Genomic DNA, 20,258 nt, shown 5'->3' with positions numbered 1-20,258 from the left:
TGCGTAAAAGTTTCCGTAATCTTGAGGGGTGACCCTCGAATTGGAGCGCCCCGGGGTGGTTGCTGACGCGCCGCAGGTCACCCCCGAAAAGGTGCACGAGATTCTGCGCGCGAACATCCTGGCCGACGGCTTCGACCTGGTGCTGGACCCGGCTCGATCGCACGGCCGCCGACTCGTCGACGCCCGCGACGGCACGGCCTATCTGGACATGTTCGGATTCTTCGCCTCCTCGGCCCTGGGGATGAACCACCCCGCCCTGGTCGAGGACGAGCGCTTCCGGGGCGAGCTGCTCACCGCCGCGATGAACAAACCCAGCAACTCCGATGTGTACACCGTCGAAATGGCCCGTTTCGTGGACACTTTCGCCCGCGTACTCGGCGATCCCGCACTGCCGCATCTGTTCTTCATCGACGGTGGCGCGCTCGCGGTGGAGAACGCGCTCAAGGCGGCCTTCGACTGGAAGAGCCGGCACAACGAAACGCACGGGCGCGCAGCGGATCTCGGCACGAAGGTGCTCCACCTGACCGGAGCTTTCCACGGGCGTTCGGGATATACGATGTCGCTGACCAACACCGAGCCGGTCAAGATCGCTCGCTTCCCGAAATTCGCTTGGCCGCGAATCGATACCCCGTACCTGGCTCCCGATGTGGACATCGAGGCCGCCGAGCGGCACGCGCTCGCACAGGCGCGCGCCGCCTTCACCGAGAATCCGCACGATATCGCCTGTTTCCTGGCCGAACCGATCCAGGGCGAGGGCGGCGACCGGCATATGCGGCCCCGCTTCCTGCGGGCGATGCAGGCGATGTGCCGCGAATTCGATGCGCTGTTCGTACTGGACGAGGTGCAGACCGGCGTCGGGGCCACGGGCGCCCGCTGGGCGTACGAACAACTCGGTCTCGCGCCGGATATCGTCGCTTTCGGTAAGAAGACCCAGGTCTGCGGGATCATGGCGGGCGGCCGTATCGAGGAGGTCCCCGACCACGTCTTCGCGACGAGTTCGCGGCTGAACTCCACCTGGGGCGGCAATCTCGCCGATATGGTGCGTGCGCGCCGCATCCTCGAGGTGTTCGAGCGCGACGGCCTGGCCGAACGCGCGGCCCGGCTCGGCGCCCATCTGCTCGACCGGCTCGTCGCGCTGGCGGACAGGCATCGGTTGCGGCTGAGCGATCCGCGCGGACGCGGCCTGCTGTGTGCGATCACGCTGGATTCGGCCCAGCTGCGCGATGAGGTTCTCACGCGGCTGCGCGAAGACGAGCACGTCCTGCTGCTGGGTACCGGCGATCGCGGGATCCGGTTCCGCCCGCCCCTGACCGTCACCGTCGATGAACTCGACAGCGCCGTCGACGCGATGGATCGAGTGCTGAGCTGAACTCCGGTTGCGGCGACGTCGCCGTACCTACCGACCGTCCGGTGGCATCCGCGGGGCTCGATTGTGACTTTCTACCGGCTTCACGGAGCGGCTTTCGATCTATCTCACCGCATTTCATCAGGGGTTTTCGACTGGCGAACAGTCAATAAGGGTACCCATCAGTAGCCCCTACTGGAATTCCGTGCGGCACTGGTACTGGCTACACTCCGGAACATGACGAGTGTCCAGCAGCAGCCAACGCCGGGGTCGGCGGGCGCCCCTGATATTCACACCACCGCTGGCAAGCTGGCTGATCTGCGCAATCGGCTGGAAGAGGCCAAGCACCCCATGGGTGAGGCCGCCGTCGACAAGGTGCACGCCAAGGGCAAGATGACCGCGCGCGAGCGGATTCTGGCCCTGCTGGACGAGGGCTCGTTCGTGGAGATGGACGCGCTGGCCCGGCACCGCAGCGTCAACTTCGGCCTGGAGAACAACCGCCCGCTCGGCGACGGCGTGGTGACCGGTTACGGCACCATCGACGGCCGCGACGTGTGCATCTTCTCCCAGGACGTCACCGTCTTCGGCGGGTCGCTCGGCGAGGTCTACGGCGAGAAGATCGTCAAGGTGATGGATCTGGCCATCAAGACCGGCCGCCCGCTGATCGGCATCAACGACGGCGCGGGCGCCCGCATCCAGGAGGGCGTGGTCTCGCTCGGCCTGTACGGCGAGATCTTCCACCGCAACATCCAGGCATCGGGCGTGATTCCGCAGATCTCGCTGATCATGGGCGCGGCCGCGGGCGGGCACGTGTACTCCCCGGCGCTGACCGACTTCGTCGTCATGGTCGATCAGACCAGCCAGATGTTCATCACCGGCCCCGACGTGATCAAGACCGTCACCGGTGAAGAGGTCACCATGGAGGAGTTGGGCGGCGCGCACACCCACATGGTGAAGGCGGGTACCGCGCACTACGTCGCCTCGGGCGAGCAGGACGCGCTGGACTACGTCAAGGATCTGCTGAGCTACCTGCCCAGCAACAACCGCGCCGAGGCCCCGCGCTTCGCGCCCACCGATCCGGTCGACGGCGCGATCGAGGATTCGCTGACCGAGGAGGACATCGAGCTCGACACGCTGGTGCCGGACTCGCCGAATCAGCCATACGACATGCACGAGGTGATTCGTCGTCTGGTCGACGACGACGAATTCCTCGAGGTGCAGGCCGAGCGCGCGCAGAACGTCATCATCGGGTTCGCCCGGATCGACGGCCGCAGCGTCGGCTTCGTGGCGAATCAGCCGACCTACTTCGCCGGCTGCCTGGACATCGACGCCTCGGAGAAGGCCGCGCGTTTCGTGCGCACCTGCGATGCGTTCAACATTCCGATCATCACCCTGGTCGACGTCCCGGGCTTCCTGCCGGGTACCGATCAGGAGTACAACGGCATCATCCGTCGTGGCGCGAAGCTGCTGTACGCGTACGGCGAGGCGACGGTCGGCAAGATCACCGTCATCACCCGCAAGGCGTACGGCGGCGCGTACGACGTGATGGGGTCCAAGCACATGGGTGCGGACGTCAACCTGGCGTGGCCGACCGCGCAGATCGCGGTCATGGGCGCCTCGGGTGCGGTCGGTTTCGTGTACCGCAAGAAGTTGCAGCAGGCCGCCGCCGAGGGCGCCGATGTCGAGGCGCTGCGCCTCGAGCTGCAGAACGAGTACGAGGACACGCTGGTGAACCCGTACGTGGCCGCCGAGCGCGGTTACGTCGACGCGGTCATTCCGCCCTCGCACACCCGCGGTCAAATTGTTTCGGCACTGCGACTTCTGGAACGAAAGATGGTCGCACTGCCGCCGAAAAAGCACGGCAACATTCCGCTCTGATTCGACGATATGTCCAGTGCGGGGCGCAGACTTGCTGTGAGACGTCCTACACTCGCCGCGCGAGCGGCTCATCCGAGCAAAGATGGAAAGAGCGGCTGTCGAGAAAACGGGAGCCGCGGCGAATACCGTTCGAGGGTTCCGGAAGAATTTCGAACCCCCGGACGTCCGGCCTTTCGGAGGCCGGGCACAGAAAACAGGAGGAGCTGGCGCTGTGACGGCTGTGGCTGATGAAGAGGTCCTTCGCGCTGCTGAATTGGCACTGTCGGTCGACGAGGTCGTCGACGCGGTCGAGCCGGTGGCCGCCGAGTCCGAACCGAGCGCGGGGCCGGATATCCGGATCCTGAAGGGCTCACCCACCGACGCGGAGATCGCCGCCCTCGTGTGTGTCTTCGCGGCCGCCGCGAATTCCGCCTCCGCCGCGCCCGCGCAGTCCGGACCGGTGGATCTGTGGGGCAAGCCGACCATGATGCACCGCGGCGCTATGCCGTTCTCGCCGTACGCTTTCCCCTTCCTGTCGCATCTGCGCGACTGAATGGGAGCATCGCGGAGCGATTCCATGAGGGCTGGTGGTCCGGAGACGGACGGGCCCGGATTCGTACTAGGGTCGGCCTCGCCCGCCCGCCTGCAGGTACTGCGATCGGCGGGCCTGGACCCGATGGTGCGAGTCTCGCAGGTGGACGAGGACGCCGTGGCGGCCGCCCTGCCCGCTGGTACCTCCCCCGAAGGCGTGGTCTGCGCCCTCGCGCGGGCCAAGGCCGAGGCGGTGGCCGCCGCGCTGATCACCGAACAGGCCGACGTCGTCGCCGATTGCGTTGTCGTGGGGTGTGATTCGATGCTGCTGGTCGACGGTCGGCTGCAGGGCAAACCGCTGACCCCCGAGGTGGCGCTCGAGCGTTGGGCCGGGATGGCCGGGCACAGTGCCGATCTGCTGACCGGGCACTGCGTGTTGCGGGTGCGCCAGGCGCGGATCGTTGCCGAGTCGGCGGACTGCACCGGCACCACGGTGCATTTCGCCACGCCGGCCGCCGCCGAACTGGACGCCTACATCGCCACCGGCGAACCGTTACAGGTGGCGGGGGCGTTCACCCTGGACGGGCGCGGCGGCTGGTTCGTGGATCGCATCGACGGCGATCCGTCCAGCGTCATCGGAATCGGGCTACCGCTGGTTCGTCGACTGCTTGCCGACGTGGGCGTCGCCGTGACGCAGCTGTGGGTCGGTGGGGCGCAACTGCGGGCCGACGCGGCTGGCTGACGGGGTCGCCGCGGCGATCCTCGGCTCGGTCGCCGCACCCGCCGGCGCGTCCGGCATCGTGGCGGGATCGGGCACCAGCGAATCCTTGACCGCTTCCAGGCGCGCCACACACAGTTCGGGCCCCACGAAGGGGTGCAGCCGCACGTTCACCGTGTCGTGTGCGCCGTTGCGGTCCAGCGCCTCGCGCAGCAGGCCCATGTGCACACCGCACACCACCTCCGAATGAGTGCGGGCCAGTTCCCGCAGCGGGCAGCCGGTCATTCGGATCAGCGCCTGCTCGTCGGGTTCGGGGCCGGTCTCGCGCTCGGGTGCGAAGCCGAGTTCGGACATCGCGGTGACGATCAGGTTTCGGGCGTCCTCGAGATTCTCGATCGGCTGCTCGAGCGTCTCCAGCTTCGAGCCCCATGCGCGTCCGGCGGCCATGGCGGCCTCCGTGCGCCGACGCGGATCACTGCCGAGCTGATCGGCGAGCACCTGAGCGAGATCCTGATAACCGACCGATCGCTGGACAGCGCTGTATCCGATCCGCGGGCGACCGCGACCCCGCGGCGGTTGCTGGAACTGCCGCACGAGCGACTCTCGCGTCAGCACGTCGAGGTGGAATCGCACCGTCGTGACGTGCTGCCCGGTGACCCTGGCCAGTTGCTGGGCATCGAGAGGCTCGCCGGCGCCGCGTAGGATCGCGAGCAGACGCCGTCGCGGCCAAGAATCGGACATAGCTCACCCCTCCTCCCGGGAGACTTTATCGGATGAGGCTGCGACTTATTCGCTCATTCATCCGATTCGCGACTGGCGGACCAGTTGTTGTAAGGCTTCGCGCTTACCATCGGAAACGGAACCGCTCGACCACCGTCTATCACGTCTGAAGGACCAACTACCGTGCCCGTCGCCTCGGACCCTCATCCTTCGTTCGGCTCTTACGCGTACCCGCACCGACTGGTAACCACGCAGTGGCTGTCGGCAAACATCGGCGCGCCGGGGCTCAAGATCGTCGAGTCCGACGACGACGTTCTGCTCTACGACATCGGGCATGTGCCAGGTGCCATCAAGGTCGACTGGCGCGCCGAGCTTACCGATCCGCTGACCCGCGATGTCGTGGATGGTGAGCGTTTCGCCGAACTGATGCGGGCGAAGGGTATTTTGCGTGAAGATACCGTGGTTGTCTACGGAGACAAGGGCAATGGCACCGCAGCTGCCACGATGTGGGCCTTCACCCTGTTCGGTCACACCGATGTGCGCCTGCTGGACGGCGGGCGCGACGCCTGGATCTCCGAGGCGCGGGACACCACCTTCGAGGTGCCTCCCGCGGGGCTGAACGAGTATCCGGTCGTCGAGCGGGACGACAGCCGGGCTCGGGCCTTCCTGGACGATGTGCGCCGGCATCCGGGCCGTCCGCTGATCGATGTGCGCACGGCCGAGGAGTACTCCGGCGAACTCGACCGGATTCGTGACCGGCCGGACGAACAGGCGCTGCGCGCCGGGCACATCCCGACGGCGGTGAGCATCCCGTGGAACTCGGCGGTCGGCGCGGACGGACGATTCCGGTCCCGAGCGGAACTGAGCCGGATATACGCGCAGATCCCCGCCGAGGAGGAGACGATCGTCTACTGCCGCATCGGCGAGCGGGCCGCGCACACCTGGTTCGTGCTCACATTTCTGCTCGGGACGGCGAATGTGCGAAACTACGACGGCTCGTGGACCGAATGGGGAATTCCGTCCGTACGCCCATCGTCAAGGGGGCTGCACCCGGGCAGGTCGTATCGATGCCGGACAAGGCCGTGGCGCCCGGGATCTGAGCACGCTCCTACTGTTCGGTAGTGCCTCCCGGGTTCGGGTTCTATTGGCAGAGTGCCTACACTCGCCCGAGACGAAAGTATTCAGAGCACAGGAGGCTCAGTGCCCAACCATGCCAACGCGCAGATCACCAAAGTCCTTGTAGCGAACCGGGGCGAGATTGCCGTGCGCGTGATCCGGGCCGCCAGGGATGCCGGAATCGCCAGTGTCGCGGTGTACGCGGAGCCGGATGCCGATGCGCCGTTCGTGAAGCTGGCTGACGAGGCGTTCGCCCTGGGTGGGCAGACTTCGGCCGAGTCGTACCTGGTGTTCGAGAAGATCCTCGACGCGGCCGCCAAGGCCGGCGCCGACGCGATCCACCCCGGATACGGATTCCTGTCCGAGAACGCCGATTTCGCGCAGGCGGTGCTGGATGCGGGCCTGATCTGGATCGGCCCGTCGCCGCAGTCGATCCGGGATCTGGGTGACAAGGTCACCGCCCGGCACATCGCCGAGCGGGCGAAGGCGCCGATGGCCGCGGGCACCAAGGACCCGGTGAAGGACGCCACCGAGGTCGTGGAGTTCGCGAAGCAGTACGGCGTTCCGGTCGCGATCAAGGCCGCTTTCGGCGGTGGCGGGCGCGGGATGAAGGTCGCGCACACCATCGAGGAGATTCCCGAGCTGTTCGAGTCCGCGACGCGTGAGGCGACCGCGGCGTTCGGGCGTGGCGAATGCTTCGTGGAGCAGTACCTGGACAAGGCGCGGCACGTCGAGGCGCAGGTGATCGCCGACAAGCACGGCAACGTCGTGGTGGCCGGCACGCGCGACTGCTCGCTGCAGCGGCGGTTCCAGAAGCTGGTCGAGGAGGCCCCCGCGCCGTTCCTGACCGACGAGGTGCGCGCGAAGATCCACGAGTCCGCCAAGCGGATCTGCAAGGAGGCCGGTTACTACGGCGCCGGCACTGTGGAATACCTGGTGCAGGGCGAGACGGTGTCCTTCCTCGAGGTGAACACTCGACTGCAGGTCGAGCACCCGGTGACCGAGGAGACCTCCGGACTGGACCTGGTGCGTCAGCAGTTCCGGATCGCCGAGGGCTACGAGCTTTCGGTCACCGAGGATCCGACCCCGCGCGGGCACTCGTTCGAGTTCCGGATCAACGGTGAGGACGCGGGCCGCAACTTCCTGCCCGCCCCGGGCCCGGTGACCGTCTACAAGGAGCCCACCGGCCCCGGCGTGCGCGTGGATTCCGGCGTGGTCGCGGGCAGCGTCATCGGCGGTCAGTTCGACTCGATGCTCGCCAAGCTGATCGTGACCGGCGAGAACCGCGAGCAGGCGTTGCAGCGTGCGGCGCGGGCGCTGGCCGAGTACCAGATCGAGGGCCTGGCCACGGTTCTGCCGTTCCACCGGCACATCGTGGAGAACCCGGCGTTCATCGGCGACGGCGAGAAGTTCGATGTCTACACCAAGTGGATCGAGAACGACTGGGACAACCCGATCGAGCCGTACACCGGGGGCCAGCCGATCGAAGACGAGGACGAGCCGCGGCAGAAGGTCGTCGTGGAGGTCGGCGGACGTCGCCTCGAGGTATCCCTGCCGGGCCAGTTCAGCGTGGGCGCGGGCGTCGCGGCCGGCGCCACCAACGGTGCGGGCGCGGTGCGCAAGAAGCCGAAGCCGCGCAAGCGTGGTGCGGGCACGGGCGCCGCGGCCTCGGGTGATTCGGTCACCGCGCCGATGCAGGGCACCGTGGTAAAGGTCGCGGTCACCGAGGGGCAGAGCGTGGAGGCGGGCGACCTGATCGTGGTCCTCGAGGCCATGAAGATGGAGAACCCGGTCAACGCCCACAAGTCCGGTATCGTCACCGGTCTGGCGATCGAGGCGGGCGCGGCCATCACCCAGGGCACCATCCTGGCCGAAATCAAGTAGGCCGCAGCAGGTTTCATCCGAGGGCCCGTCCGCTCGACTCGAGCGGACGGGCCCTCGGTCTGCGTCGGGACGGCTCGCGCTGTAAGCCGCCGACCTTCTCGTTTCCGAACACGTTGTGCCCCTTGTGTTTTCATTGATTCCCTCGATGGATTCGGGAGTTGCACCGTGGGTTGAGCGACCCCTGCCGCCCAGGACGACCAGCGCGATGATGCTGCGGATGACCTCGAGGGTGAACGCCGGATGGTGCGTCGCGCGGGAAGGCCGAGGTCTGGCCCACGGGTAGTCCGGCAGGGCGAGCGTGAAGCCCGCGTGGGGCAGTACTTTCGGGCGGTGCGGGTCGGATTCCTGTCGGTATGACAGTGATCCGGTCGGGCGGCCGCTCGGCTGCGAGACAGAACCGCGCGGCGGGCGATTGCTCGTTGAAACGCGGTGTGCGGAGCGGTTATCGGCCCGCGGGCGGTGGCCACTGCCAGGTCGGGATGACGATGCTCGGAGCCGGGGCGATGGTGAAGGTGGGGGCGGGGAGTCGGAAGGTGAAGGTGAAGCCGGGGATCTGCGGGACGGTCGTCGGGGCCGGTCCGCCCGGTTCGGAGGTCGGCGCGGGTGGCTCGGAGGTAATGGCGGGGGATTCGGAGGTGGTCGTTCCGGGGTTCACCACGTGCAGGCCGCCGCCGCTCATCAGGGCGGTACAGCCCACGATCACCGCGAACACGACGACGGCCAGGACGACCAGCGCGACGATGCCGCGGATGACCCTGGGGGTGAACACCGGATGGTGCGTCGCGGGCGCCCGGACCGGGTCCGGCTCGGCGCGGGCGCCCGGGTTCGGCACCGGGAGTACCCGGGTCGGGCGGGGGCCCGCCGCGGCGGGAACGGCACGGGCCGGATGTGCGGCGGCCGGGCGGGTCGGCCGCGGTCCGCGATTCGGCGGCGCGCCGGCCTCGGTCACGGTGTGCACGGGCGGCTGCGGAGCCTTCCCGTCGAGCGGGGGCAGCGCCCGGGTCCGGCCCGGAGGTTCGAGTTCCGGCGGCGTTCGCGGAATCGGTTGTGCCATACCGATTGCGGTGAGCGCGGCGGCCGCCAGCTCACCGGCGGTGCGGTATCGATCCGCGGGCTTCTTGGCCATACCGCGGGCGATCACCTCGTTGAGGGCGGCGGGTACGGATTCGATATCCGGCGGCGGCTCGTGCAGGTGGGCGTGCAGTTGCTGGACGGGATCGGTATCGCCGAACGGCCTTCGCGCGGTGAGGCATTCGTAGAGCACACAGGCCAGGGAGTAGATGTCCGAGCGTGGCTCGGCGTCGCCCGCGAACCGTTCCGGGGCCATATAGGCCAGCGTGCCGATGGTGAAACCCGTTGCGGTGATGGTGGTCTGGTTCGAGATGCGGGCGATGCCGAAATCGATCAGATACGCGAATCCGCTCGCGTGCACGATGATGTTGGCGGGCTTGACATCTCGATGGACCAGCCCGGCGGCGTGTGCGGCGTCGAGCGCCTGGGCGACCTGGGCGACGAGATCCACCGCTTCCGGCGCTCGCATCGGGCCGAGCTGCAGTTTGCGCGCGACGTCGACACCGGGGATGTGCGCCATGTCCAGATACAGCCGACCCTGGTGCGCGCCGAAGGTGTGGATCGGCACGACATGCGGATTATCCAGGCGCGCACCGATATTCGCCTCGCGCTCGAATCTGCGCCGGTAGTCCGGATCCTCCGCGGCGGCGGGGGACAGGATCTTCAGGGCCACCGTGCGGCCGGTGGCGGTGTCGTGCGCGAGCCAGACCTCACCGGCCGAACCGCGCCCGATCAGCCGATCGAGTCGATACGCGCCGAATTGCCGCCCCGCCATCAGCATCCCCGCGCGGGCCGGGCCCTGTGCGCCACGACGGCTGGTCCCCTACAGCTGCGGCGATCCCGGTACATGGTCCGACCCTAAACCGGCGTACGCGCCGGAGCCAATGTGATTCCGCGCCCGGCTCCGTGCTCGTGACACGGCCGCGCCGGCCGGGGGTTAATCTCGTGCTATGGCCGATTCACCCGACATCCGCATCGGTACCGCGGAACGTGAGACCGCCATGCGGCAGCTCTCCGACCATTTCGCCGCCGGGCGACTCTCGGTCGCCGAATTCGACGAGCGCAGTGCGGTGGTCGCGGCGGCGGTCACCCGGGGCGATCTGGTCCGGGTCTTCGCCGATCTGCCCGATCCGGCCGCACAGCCGCGACAGCCCGCCGCACGACCCCAGCAGCAGCCCGGCCGCCGGGCGGAGGTGCGCGGTGCGGTGATGGGGATCACCGTCATCGCGGCGCTGGTGCTGTTCTTCGCCTTCCACACCTGGCTGTGGTTCCTGCTGATCCCCGTGGCCGCCATTCTGGTGGGACCCTCGGGGCGGCGGGATCAGGGCCGGCTGCGGCGCGATGAGCGCCGGGAACGCCGCGACCGGCGACGGGGCCGGTAGATGGAACCCGTCGAGATCAATGCGGGCGCCTGGTACCTGCGCGCCCTGCGCGCGGACGATCGCATCGACGACCGCCCGGCTCTGGCCGACGGCGGCATCACCGATCCGGACCACGTCGCCCACCGCAACCGCGAATGGGCCGAGGAGACCGGATATTCGTGGGCCGTCTGTGAACCCACCACCGCCGAACTCGTCGCCGAGATCGTGGTGACTCCGAATTCCGATGGTACGGCCTCGCTTTCGGGCTGGGCTCGCGAAGGTTACTCCGCCGCACTGGAAACCGGCGAGACCGCGGTCCGCCGTTTCGTCTCCGGCGCGCTGGGCCTGCGACCCGCGTGAGCCCTCCCCGGCATCGCGTGCCCTGATCACGGCATGGGTTCGGCCGAAATGCCCAGCGCAACATGAAGTTCCCGTGCCCGTTCGAATCCTCGCCGGACGGCCTCGGTGCGACCACGGCTCGCTCGCATACGATCCGGCGCGGATGCCTGACGCGGTGCGACAGCACAGCTCCCGGGAGAGCGGCCGAAGTTTCTGTCGGCGTGCGGTTTCGAGTTCACCGCGCCCTGCGGCCCGCGACGTGGGCCGTCCGAGGAATCGGCGATCAGGTCATCGGTGTTGTCCCGCAGCGCATCCCGAAGACCCGAGATCCGAGTAGCTCGGGAACGATTCGGCACACGTTGCCGGACAGCGAATTACGGAAGCGGCGGATTGCGTCCGGTACCCACTGTGTCCGGAGTGCCCGGAAATTCACTGTCTTGTCCTGATCATCGGCGTTACGGTAGAGGTCCTGAATCCGAGCAAGGGGAGGCGCGCGGTATGTGGGAGTGGAGTAGGACAGTCACGGAGCGGGCCGTGGCTGCGGGATGGAGCGGCCGGTGCCGGCGGGAGCCGCGGCCGACGGTCGTGGACCCGGAGCCGTGGGTCCGCGCGCAAGAGCAGCGGGACGAGCGTTCCGGCGATCACCGAGAGGACGGCATGCCCACCGAGGCAGCCGCCATCGACGCGTACTGCCTCGCAGGCTGAATCGATGACAGGCGATGGCGCCGCACCCGGACGGGTGCGGCGCCATCGTCACGTCCGGACACGTTGTCCGGCGGGGCCGGTGTAGCCTTCCAGGCGTGCACAGGCCCCCCTTGGACATCGCTGAGCTGCAGCGAAGCATCGCCGAATCACCGGATCTGTCGTTCTTCTCGCGGATCGATGTGGTGGAGTCGACCGGATCCACCAATGCCGATCTGATCGCGCGGGCGAGCGATCCGGCTGCGGACGGGGCCGTACTGCTCGCCGAAACGCAGGAGCGCGGCCGTGGACGGCACGACCGGTCGTGGTCGAGCCCGCCGCGTGCGCAGCTGGCGCTGTCGATGCTGGTGCGTCCGGCCGGTATCGCCCCGGCCGCACTGGGCTGGCTGCCGCTGCTGACCGGCGTGGCGGTCGTGGACGCGGTGCGCCAGACGACCGGGCTGAACGCGAATCTCAAGTGGCCCAACGATGTTCTGATCGACGGCCGCAAGGTGTCGGGCATCCTGGCCGAGGTCGCCTCGCCCGGTGACGCGCCCGCGGTGGTGATCGGCGTCGGGCTGAATGTCGCTCTGACACAGGACGAATTACCCGTACCCCATGCCACTTCGCTGTTTCTGGCCGGGGCGTCCGAGGTGGATCGCACCGCCCTGGCGCTGTCGATCCTGCGCAACTTCGCCGCGCAGTTCACCCGTTGGCGCGATGCGCACTGGGACGTCGAGGAATTGGCACAGCGGTATCGCGAGCGGTGCATCACCCTCGGCGCCCAGGTCCGGGCCGAACTGCCCGGCGGCGAAGTACTTCTCGGCATCGCGACCGGCGTCGACGCGATCGGTCGGCTGCTCATCGGTGACCGGGCCGTCTCGGCGGGTGATGTCACGCACCTGCGCCCCGTCGAATCCTGAGCCGCGAGCTGCTCGCCACCTGCGCGCGGCTACCGCCTGCTGTGGGTTAGCTGACCGTCGCCCTCACCCGATCGCGCGGTAGGGTTCGGACATGGGTTATCCGGAGGGGCTGCTGGCGCCGGACGAGCGCTTGCTGCTGCATCATCATCCGCACTGGAAGATGTTGTTCTGGCCCGCGGTCACATTCATCCTGGCCACCGCGCTGGCCGGATTCGCGGGCGGGTTGACCTGGCGGCACGTCGGTGACGCCGCGCGCACGGCGGTGCTGATCGGCATCGCCGCGGTCTGGGCGATACTCGTGCTGTGGCGTGCTGTGGGTCCGGTAATCCGTTGGGCCTCAACACATTTCATCATCACCGACCGGCGAGTGCTGGTGCGTGACGGGGTTCTGACACACACCGGGATCGACATCCCGATGAACCGCATCGCCAGTGTCCAGTTCCGGCACAGGCTTTTCGAGCGACTGCTCGGGACCGGGACGTTGATCATCGACGCCGCGTCTGGCGATCCCTTGGAGTACCACGACATTCCCGAGGTGGAACAGGTACACGCGCTGTTGTACCACGAGGTCTTCGACAGCTCCCGTGATCCGCGGCTCGACCGGCAGTCCGAAGCGGACCACGAGCGTGGGCAACGGGATTACCGCTGATCGATGAGTCGGCCGTGGGGTCGGGAACGTAGTCTGGTCACGTGACCGCCGTATTGCTGGCCGAAGATGACGAGGCCATCGCCGCCCCGCTGTCACGGGCGCTGGGACGCGAGGGTTATTCGGTAACCGTGGAAAGTTTCGGACCGGCCGTACTCGAGCGTGCCCTGCACGGTGAGCACGATCTGCTGATTCTCGATCTGGGCTTGCCCGGTATGGATGGGCTCGAGGTTTGCCGCCAGGTCCGCGCCAGCGGCGCCGATCTCGCGGTGCTCATGCTCACCGCCCGCACCGACGAGGTCGACTTCGTGGTCGGCCTCGACGCCGGCGCCGACGATTACGTCGGCAAACCGTTCCGCCTCGCCGAACTGCTGGCCCGGGTGCGAGCGTTGTTGCGGCGCAGCGGAATCGGTGACGAGGCCGTGGAGATCGGCGGCATCCGGCTCGAACCGCAGGCCCGGCGGGTCATGGTCAACGGCCATGAGGTGAATCTGGCCAACAAGGAGTACGAGCTGCTCAAGGTGCTCATCGACCGGGCCGGTCAGGTGGTGCCGCGCGAGGCGATCCTGCGCGAGGTGTGGGGCGATGCGGATCTGCGCGGCTCGAAGACGCTCGATATGCACATGTCCTGGCTGCGTCGCAAGATCGGCGACGAGGGCCCGGTGGCCGAGCGGCGCATCGTCACCGTCCGGGGCGTCGGCTTCCGGTTCAACACCGACTGATCGCGGATGCGGCGCAGAATCCTGCGGTCCATGCTGGCCGCGCTGCTGCTCACCACCGTGGTGCTGGGTATCCCGCTGGCCTTCACCGCCTGGCAGTGGGTGGCCGATATCAACCGCAACGATCTGATGGCCCGGCTGGATCGGATGGCGCAGGAGGTGCGCGGTCAGGAGCAGGCGGACGGGCTCGTGCACGGCACCCTCGATCTGCATCTGGTGCAGGCGCTCATTCCGCAGGGCGGCAAGCTGACCATCATCTACCCGACCCCGGAGGACGCCGCGCTGAGCGTCACCGCGGGCGTGCCGAATGTGCAGGACCCGGTGGCACAGTCGCTGTCGATGGGCACATCGGGCTCGCTGCGTCTCGAGGTGCCCGCGGACCGGATGCACGCGATGCAGTGGCAGGCCGTCGGTGCCGTGGGCCTGGTCGCGCTGGCTTCGCTGGCGGCGGGCGTCGCGGTGGCGGTGGTGACCGCGCGCCGGGTGGCCGACCCGCTGCGCGATGTCGCGGGCCGGGCCGCGCGCCTGGCGATGGGCGATTTCCGGTTGGAAGTCCGGCGGCACGGGATCACCGAGCTCGATCGGGTCTCCGATGTGCTCGATTCGGCCGCGGTCGAGATCGCCGGCCGGCTGCAGCGCGAACACACCCTGGTGGCGGACGTATCCCATCAGCTGCGCAGCCGCCTGACCGCGGTGCGACTGCGCCTGGACGAGTTGTCCGCGCACGCCGATCCAGCGGTGGTGCACGAGGCGGAGGAGGCGATGGCCCAGGTCGACCGGCTCACCGCCGCCATCGATGAGCTGGTGCGCGCCTCCCGCGACGAGAACGCGGCCGATCGCGATCCGGTGCCGGTGGTGGAGGAGCTGCGCGGGGTGGTGGCCGAATGGCGGCATCCGTTCGCCGACGCCGGTCGCCGGTTGATCCTGTCGGGCGATCCCACGCTGCGCGCGCCGGTGACCGGTTCACGACTGCGCGAGGCGCTCGCGGTGCTGATCGACAACGCCCTGATGCACGGCGCCGGCGATTGCACGGTCTCGGTGCGCACGGTCTACGGCGGTCCGGATCGGGAGCCGCTGATCGCGGTGGAGGTGGCCGACGAGGGTGACGGCGTCAGCGACGAATTGGCCCCGCACATTTTCGATCGTGGTTTCTCCGGCGCCGGGTCGACCGGTGTCGGGCTCGCGCTGGCGCGGGCGCTGATCGAGGCCGACGGAGGCCGTCTGGAACTGCAGCGGCGACGTCCGGCGTTGTTCGCGGTCTTCCTGGGCAAACCGACTCGCACGCGCACAGCCGTCGGCGTTTCAGGGGAACCGCGCTGAGTTACCCGGTTACCGGTGTGCTCGGCGGCGGATTTTCCGTGTGGCGTTCTTCCTCGTAGAGTTCCTCGAATTCGTCGACGAGGGCGTCGATCTCGTCGGGGAACACCCAGCGCTTCATGGTCCAGTACCGGAAAGCCATCTGCAGCAGGTTGCCGATGATGAAGGCGCTGCAGAAATCGGCGATGTTCTCGGTGGTGAGGCTCACGTGCGGTACGCGCAGTTCGAACACATAGCTCGAGATCCACAGCGGAATATTGCTCAGCAGCACACCGATGCCGCTGACCACGAAGAACAGCAGCGCCTCGTGATGACGCTCGCGTCCGCCGCGGCCTTTGAACGACCATTCCCGATTCAGGATGTAGGACGCGATGACCGCGATCACACCGGAGATGATCTTGGCGGTGACCGGTTTGGGCGAAAGCACCGTCAGCTTCAAGGCATAGAAAATGCCGCTGTCGATGACGAAAGTGGTCGCTCCGACAATGGCGAACTTGATCAGTTCGTGATGACGGATTGCGAGGTCCCGCACCGTTTTGGGCAGGACACTGACCACATTGTCGACGATTGACACGGGATGAGTCTACGTCCGTTCCAGTTCGGGCAACCAACCCGCACGCATTCGCCGGTAGCGGCGCATGACAACATTGTGGCTCGTGACGTCCCGTTCTTTCGACAATTCGGGCATGCCGACCGTGACGATGATCGGTGGCGGCCAGCTTGCCCGCATGACGCATCAGGCCGCCGTGGCGCTGGGGCAGCGCCTGCGCGTGCTGGCCGAGCGCCCCGATGATCCCGCCGCTCAGGTGACACCCGAGGTCGTGCTGGGCTCGCATACGGATCTGGCGGCGCTGCGCAAGGCCGCGGTCGGCTCGCACGCGTTGACCTTCGACCACGAACACGTGCCGACCGCGCATCTCGAGGCGCTGGTCGCCGAGGGTGTGAACGTCCAGCCGCCGCCGCGGGCGCTGATCTTCGCCCAGGACAAGCTGGCGATGCGGCGCCGGCTCGCCGAATTCGGTGCGCCCGTTCCGGCGTTCACCGCCGTGGAATCGGTCGCGGACGCGGTCGGCTTCGGTGCGGAGCATGGCTGGCCGGTGGTGCTCAAGGCGGTGCGCGGCGGGTACGACGGCCGCGGGGTGTGGATGGTCGACGACGCCGAGCAGGCCGCCGCCGTCGCGGGGGAGCAGCTGGACCAGGGCGTGCCGCTGCTGGCCGAGCAGAAGGTCACCTTGCGCCGCGAGCTGTCGGCGATGGTCGCGCGTTCGCCGTTCGGTCAGGCCGCGGTGTGGCCGGTGGTGGAGACGGTGCAGCGGGACGGGCAGTGCGCGGTGGTGATCGCGCCCGCGCAGGAGCTGTCCGAAGGGTCGGCTTCGCAGGCACAGTCGCTGGCCCTGCGGCTGGCCACCGAATTGGGCGTCACCGGTGTGATGGCGGTGGAGCTGTTCGAGACCCAGGACGGCGCGCTGCTGGTGAACGAGCTGGCGATGCGTCCGCACAATTCCGGGCACTGGGGGATGGACGGCGCGGTCACCGGTCAGTTCGAACAGCATCTGCGGGCGGTACTGGACTATCCGCTCGGTGACACCACCCCGCTCGCGCCCGTGACGGTCATGGCGAACATCCTGGGTGCGCCGCAAGCGCCGGAGATGTCGATGGACGAGCGGCTGCACCACCTGTTCGCCCGTCTGCCCGAGGCGCGAGTTCACCTGTACGGCAAGGGCGAACGCCCGAAGCGCAAAATCGGGCACATCAATATTCTCGGCGACGACGTCGCGGTGGTTCGGGAGAAGGCGGAGCGTGCGGCGCACTGGATGTCGCATGCGGTATGGACCGACGGATGGGATCCGCACGATGAGCACTGAGCAGGCACATTCCGCCGGCGGCAACGAATCCGGCGGTTCGGGCCCGGCGGTCGGCCTGATCATGGGCAGCGACTCGGACTGGCCGACCATGCAGGCCGCGGCGGAGGCGTTGGCGGAGTTCGGCATTCGCTTCGAGGTCGGCGTCGTCTCGGCGCACCGCACCCCCCGGCGCATGCTGGACTACGCCCGCGACGCGGCCGCCCGCGGTATCCGCGTCATCATCGCGGGCGCGGGCGGCGCGGCCCACCTGCCCGGCATGGTCGCCTCGGCCACCGCCCTGCCCGTCATCGGCGTCCCGGTCCCGCTCAAATACCTCGACGGCATGGATTCACTCCTGTCGATCGTGCAGATGCCCGCGGGCGTTCCGGTCGCGACCGTCTCCATCGGCGGCGCCCGCAACGCGGGTCTGCTGGCGGTGCGCATCCTCGCCGCCGCGGACCCCGAATTGCGCACTCGCATGGAGCAATTCCAGGCCGGCCTGGAAACGATGGTGCTGGAGAAGGACGCCGCACTGCGCGCGCGCCTGCTGGGCTGAGGCGATCCGGCGCCTACTCGAGCAATGTGGTGGGCCGGCAGGTCCGGTCTCCCGCCGGGAAGGCGCCGTCGCGGAAGTAGTCGTTGGTGGTGTCCAGGACGCAGGTGCTCAGACCGGGCCGCAGCACCATGTGAATCCTGGTGTCGGTCAACGTGATCAACCGCGACCCCGACATCTGCTGATGCAGGGCGACGGCTCCCGGGTAGGGGGTCCGGTTGTCGCCGGTGGCCTGCAGGATCAGTGCGGGCACGGCGTTGTCGACCACGGTGGGCGGTTCGGCGGGCGGCGGCCAGAAGGCACAGGGCTGAATGTTGTTGGCCAGTGCGGCGAAGATCGGCTGGGTCGGCCGGGCCGCCTGGATCGCGTTCCAGTACCAGGCGGGATCGGCGGGCATCGGCGCGTCCGCGCACCAGATCTGCACCATGACCGAATTCTCGTCGTGCTCGTCGTCCTCGATCAGCTTGCGCAGCTCCGGCGGCACCTGCGGCGGGCGTCCCGCGGCCGCATCGGCGAGCGCCCGCACCGACGCCGCCAGGGCCGCGTTCAATCGCGCGTCGCGCAACATCGTCCACAGCACGGTCGGCAGCAGATGATCGTCGAATCCGAAGCCCTCGATCACGATCGGCGACCGCGCTGCCCGGTCGATCAGGGCTTCGACGTCGCGACGCACCTCGCCCGTGTCGGCTCCGAGGCGATATTGCCGGTCCCGGGCGGCGACCCAGCCCGCCCAGTCGTCGAAGGCCGCTTCCACCGCCGGACCCCAATCCTGTTGCAACCCCAGCCAGTAGCGTCGCGGATCGATGGCGCTGTCGAGCACCATGCGATCGGATCGGCCGGGGAACAGCTGGGCGTAGACCGCGCCCAGGTAGGTGCCGTACGACACGCCGTAATAGCTGAGCCGGTCCTCGTGCAGCGCGGCGCGGATCACGTCCATGTCGCGGGCGGTGTTGCGAGTGCTGAGTTGCCGCATCCAGTCTCGATCGCCCACCAGACACTGTGCGGCCAGCTGCGCCTGCAGCCCCGTTTCGGCGACGAATCCGGGCAATCCGACGCCCGCCGAGCGGATCGGGGTGGCGACCGGCCAGCCGCAGCGCTGGCGCCGCCCGGATCGGGCGACTCCACGCGGGTCGAAGCCGATCAGGTCGTAGCGGCTCAGCACATCGGGTCGCAGCACGTCACCGACCAGATCGAACGCATCGATCCCCGGCGTTCCCGGTCCGCCCGAGTTGGTCAGCAGCACACCGCGACGATGTGCGGTATCGCGCGCCCGGATCCGCGAGATCGCGATCGTGATGCTCGGGCCGTCCGGCCTGCCGTAATCGAGCGGCACCGCGGCATCCGCGCAGTCCGCGTGCTCCGCCGGTAGAGCCGGATCGTCGCACGGATGCCAATCGAGTTGTTGCCGGTGAAAGTGCGCCAGGGGGTCTGCCGGTCCGGCGACCGCGACACCAGCTGCCATCGCGGCCGCCAGAACGGCGACGGTCATCGTCGCGACGACACTTCCGGCATTACGCAACCCACGATCTCCAATACCCACCGGAAATCGCCCCTTTCAGCAAGTCGAGACCGAATCACGCAGGGAGCCACCGCAGACCGAGCGGAAATCAATGAGAGTCAACCGCAAATGCGAGCGATTTCACGGAATCCGCTCGGCGTTTTGCGACTCGGCCGCAGATCCCGAGTCGATACCCGATCCGTTCTCGAACGAGCCGGAGAGAATGGTCGTGGAGCGGGGACAGCTGTGCGCACCCCTTCTGGGATAATCGCCGATATGCCGACCGGCCGACTGATTTCGCGAGCACATGGGTAATTCACGGGGCACGCCCGAGGCCCGGCCGGACAGCGAACCGCCGGCCCGGGGCACACATCTCTCCGCATCCGAGGAGCCGCAGAATTCCCGGGGTGGTGGCGCGGCATTCCGGTTGTCGGTGGTCGATCACGCCTTGCGGTTGTTCGCGGACAAGGGGTACGAGGCCACGGCTGTCGACGAGATCGCCGAGGCCGCGGGCATCTCGCGACGCACCTTCTTCCGCCAGTTCCGGTCCAAGGAGGATGTCGTATTCGCCGACCACGAGGCGCAATTGGCGCAGGCTCGGGCCTATTTGGATGCGGCGCGGGGTGATCCGTGGGACGAGGTGTGCGAGGCCGTGGTGGGGGTGTTCGAAAGATTCACTCGCACAAGGGAATTGGCCGCGCGGCGGTATCGGGTGGTGCGGCAGGTTCCGGCTCTGCGTGATCGGGAGATCGTGACGGTGTTCCGGTACGAGCGGTTGTTCACCGACTATCTGCGCACCGCTCTGCCGCAGACGCCGGATCTGGCGCTCATCCAGTTCACCGCGGCGGTGACGGCCACGCACAACTACCTGCTGCGACGGATGGTGCGCGGTGAGTCCGACGGCGGGGTGGCGGATCTGCGCGCCGCGCTGGCCGGTATCGGACGCGAGCGCGACGGCGGCGAGGAGATGGTGGTCGCGGTCTTCCCGCGCGCCATGCCGCCCGCACAGGTGACAGAATTCCTCGGTCGACGTCTCGGTAATCTGTGATAACCGTCACTTCCGGGTTATGACACTCAGTGCCAGGGTGACCGCGGGGCATCGCGGAATACGAGGGTGAAATGGCGACGTATACTC

At 68.1% G+C, this 20,258-nt stretch carries 18 protein-coding genes and 1 pseudogene; 15 read left to right on the top strand and 4 right to left on the bottom strand.

All coding sequences use genetic code 11. The annotated features are described in order from the left end of the window. The first annotated feature begins 28 nt into the window (after positions 1-28). The 4 genes from lat to NV1_RS05100 all read left to right on the top strand — a co-directional run bounded on the left by lat (position 29) and on the right by NV1_RS05100 (position 4,475). The gene (gene lat, locus NV1_RS05115; protein WP_084525097.1) at positions 29-1,369 is read left to right on the top strand and encodes an L-lysine 6-transaminase; all 1,341 of its coding nucleotides are present in this window, start codon (positions 29-31) and stop codon (positions 1,367-1,369) included. A 213-nt stretch (positions 1,370-1,582) separates the two neighbouring features. Then, positions 1,583-3,223: an acyl-CoA carboxylase subunit beta gene (locus tag NV1_RS05110; protein WP_067886032.1), complete on the top strand. Its 1,641-nt coding sequence runs from the start codon at positions 1,583-1,585 to the stop codon at positions 3,221-3,223. Between the two features lie 211 nt (positions 3,224-3,434). Next, positions 3,435-3,755, top strand: coding sequence for an acyl-CoA carboxylase subunit epsilon (locus NV1_RS05105; RefSeq protein ID WP_067886030.1), 321 nt, complete (start codon positions 3,435-3,437; stop codon positions 3,753-3,755). 24 nt (positions 3,756-3,779) lie between these two features. Beyond that, positions 3,780-4,475: a Maf family protein gene (locus NV1_RS05100; RefSeq protein ID WP_067886650.1), complete on the top strand. Its 696-nt coding sequence runs from the start codon at positions 3,780-3,782 to the stop codon at positions 4,473-4,475. Here NV1_RS05100 and NV1_RS05095 read toward each other — a convergent pair. Continuing rightward, the gene (locus tag NV1_RS05095) at positions 4,380-5,192 is read right to left on the bottom strand and encodes a helix-turn-helix transcriptional regulator (RefSeq protein ID WP_067886028.1); all 813 of its coding nucleotides are present in this window, start codon (positions 5,190-5,192) and stop codon (positions 4,380-4,382) included. The genes NV1_RS05100 and NV1_RS05095 overlap by 96 nt on opposite strands. A 162-nt stretch (positions 5,193-5,354) precedes the next feature. Here NV1_RS05095 and NV1_RS05090 point away from each other — a divergent pair. Both NV1_RS05090 and NV1_RS05085 read left to right on the top strand, forming a co-directional pair. Next, a pseudogene (locus NV1_RS05090) lies at positions 5,355-6,271 on the top strand (sulfurtransferase). 100 nt (positions 6,272-6,371) lie between these two features. Then, positions 6,372-8,171 carry an acetyl/propionyl/methylcrotonyl-CoA carboxylase subunit alpha gene (locus tag NV1_RS05085; protein ID WP_067886026.1) on the top strand — a complete coding sequence of 600 codons (1,800 nt, stop codon included), beginning with the start codon at positions 6,372-6,374 and terminating at the stop codon, positions 8,169-8,171. Between the two features lie 442 nt (positions 8,172-8,613). Here NV1_RS05085 and NV1_RS05080 read toward each other — a convergent pair whose 3' ends face one another. Continuing rightward, complete coding sequence (locus NV1_RS05080; protein WP_169813288.1) at positions 8,614-10,017, bottom strand: serine/threonine-protein kinase; 1,404 nt, start codon at positions 10,015-10,017, stop codon at positions 8,614-8,616. 175 nt (positions 10,018-10,192) lie between these two features. Between NV1_RS05080 and NV1_RS05075 the strand changes: the two genes are divergently transcribed. From NV1_RS05075 to NV1_RS05040, 6 genes are all read left to right on the top strand, one after another. After that, positions 10,193-10,624, top strand: coding sequence for a DUF1707 SHOCT-like domain-containing protein (locus NV1_RS05075; protein WP_067886021.1), 432 nt, complete (start codon positions 10,193-10,195; stop codon positions 10,622-10,624). Beyond that, positions 10,625-10,963 (top strand): hypothetical protein, encoded by a 339-nt coding sequence (locus NV1_RS05070; protein WP_067886019.1) that lies wholly within the window; start codon positions 10,625-10,627, stop codon positions 10,961-10,963. Positions 10,964-11,742: 779 nt separating this feature from the next. Next, positions 11,743-12,546, top strand: a complete 804-nt coding sequence (locus NV1_RS05055) for a biotin--[acetyl-CoA-carboxylase] ligase (protein ID WP_067886013.1) — start codon at positions 11,743-11,745, stop codon at positions 12,544-12,546. Between the two features lie 91 nt (positions 12,547-12,637). Further along, entirely contained in the window at positions 12,638-13,195 is a 558-nt protein-coding gene (locus tag NV1_RS05050; protein ID WP_067886011.1) for a PH domain-containing protein, read from the top strand. 41 nt (positions 13,196-13,236) lie between these two features. Beyond that, positions 13,237-13,914 (top strand): response regulator transcription factor, encoded by a 678-nt coding sequence (locus tag NV1_RS05045; protein ID WP_067886009.1) that lies wholly within the window; start codon positions 13,237-13,239, stop codon positions 13,912-13,914. 6 nt (positions 13,915-13,920) lie between these two features. After that, positions 13,921-15,231: a sensor histidine kinase gene (locus NV1_RS05040; protein WP_067886007.1), complete on the top strand. Its 1,311-nt coding sequence runs from the start codon at positions 13,921-13,923 to the stop codon at positions 15,229-15,231. A gap of 1 nt (position 15,232) precedes the next feature. On the opposite strand, the gene NV1_RS05035 is transcribed toward NV1_RS05040, so the two are convergent. Beyond that, complete coding sequence (locus NV1_RS05035; RefSeq protein ID WP_067886005.1) at positions 15,233-15,802, bottom strand: GtrA family protein; 570 nt, start codon at positions 15,800-15,802, stop codon at positions 15,233-15,235. 64 nt (positions 15,803-15,866) lie between these two features. Between NV1_RS05035 and NV1_RS05030 the strand changes: the two genes are divergently transcribed. After that, positions 15,867-17,093, top strand: coding sequence for a 5-(carboxyamino)imidazole ribonucleotide synthase (locus NV1_RS05030; protein ID WP_067886003.1), 1,227 nt, complete (start codon positions 15,867-15,869; stop codon positions 17,091-17,093). After that, positions 17,083-17,628: a 5-(carboxyamino)imidazole ribonucleotide mutase gene (gene purE, locus NV1_RS05025; RefSeq protein ID WP_067886001.1), complete on the top strand. Its 546-nt coding sequence runs from the start codon at positions 17,083-17,085 to the stop codon at positions 17,626-17,628. The genes NV1_RS05030 and purE overlap by 11 nt, the downstream gene beginning before the upstream one ends. Positions 17,629-17,641: 13 nt before the next feature. Here purE and NV1_RS05020 read toward each other — a convergent pair whose 3' ends face one another. Beyond that, positions 17,642-19,165: an alpha/beta fold hydrolase gene (locus NV1_RS05020; protein WP_157116579.1), complete on the bottom strand. Its 1,524-nt coding sequence runs from the start codon at positions 19,163-19,165 to the stop codon at positions 17,642-17,644. Positions 19,166-19,430: 265 nt separating this feature from the next. Here NV1_RS05020 and NV1_RS05015 point away from each other — a divergent pair, with 265 nt between their 5' ends. Then, positions 19,431-20,171, top strand: coding sequence for a TetR family transcriptional regulator (locus tag NV1_RS05015; RefSeq protein ID WP_084525093.1), 741 nt, complete (start codon positions 19,431-19,433; stop codon positions 20,169-20,171). Positions 20,172-20,258: the final 87 nt, after the last annotated feature.

The sequence above is a fragment of the Nocardia vaccinii NBRC 15922 genome, assembly GCF_001613305.1.
Lineage (GTDB): Bacteria > Actinomycetota > Actinomycetes > Mycobacteriales > Mycobacteriaceae > Nocardia > Nocardia vaccinii.
The sequence above is the reverse complement of the archived record's forward strand: the minus strand, read 5'-3'. Positions and strand labels throughout refer to the sequence as shown.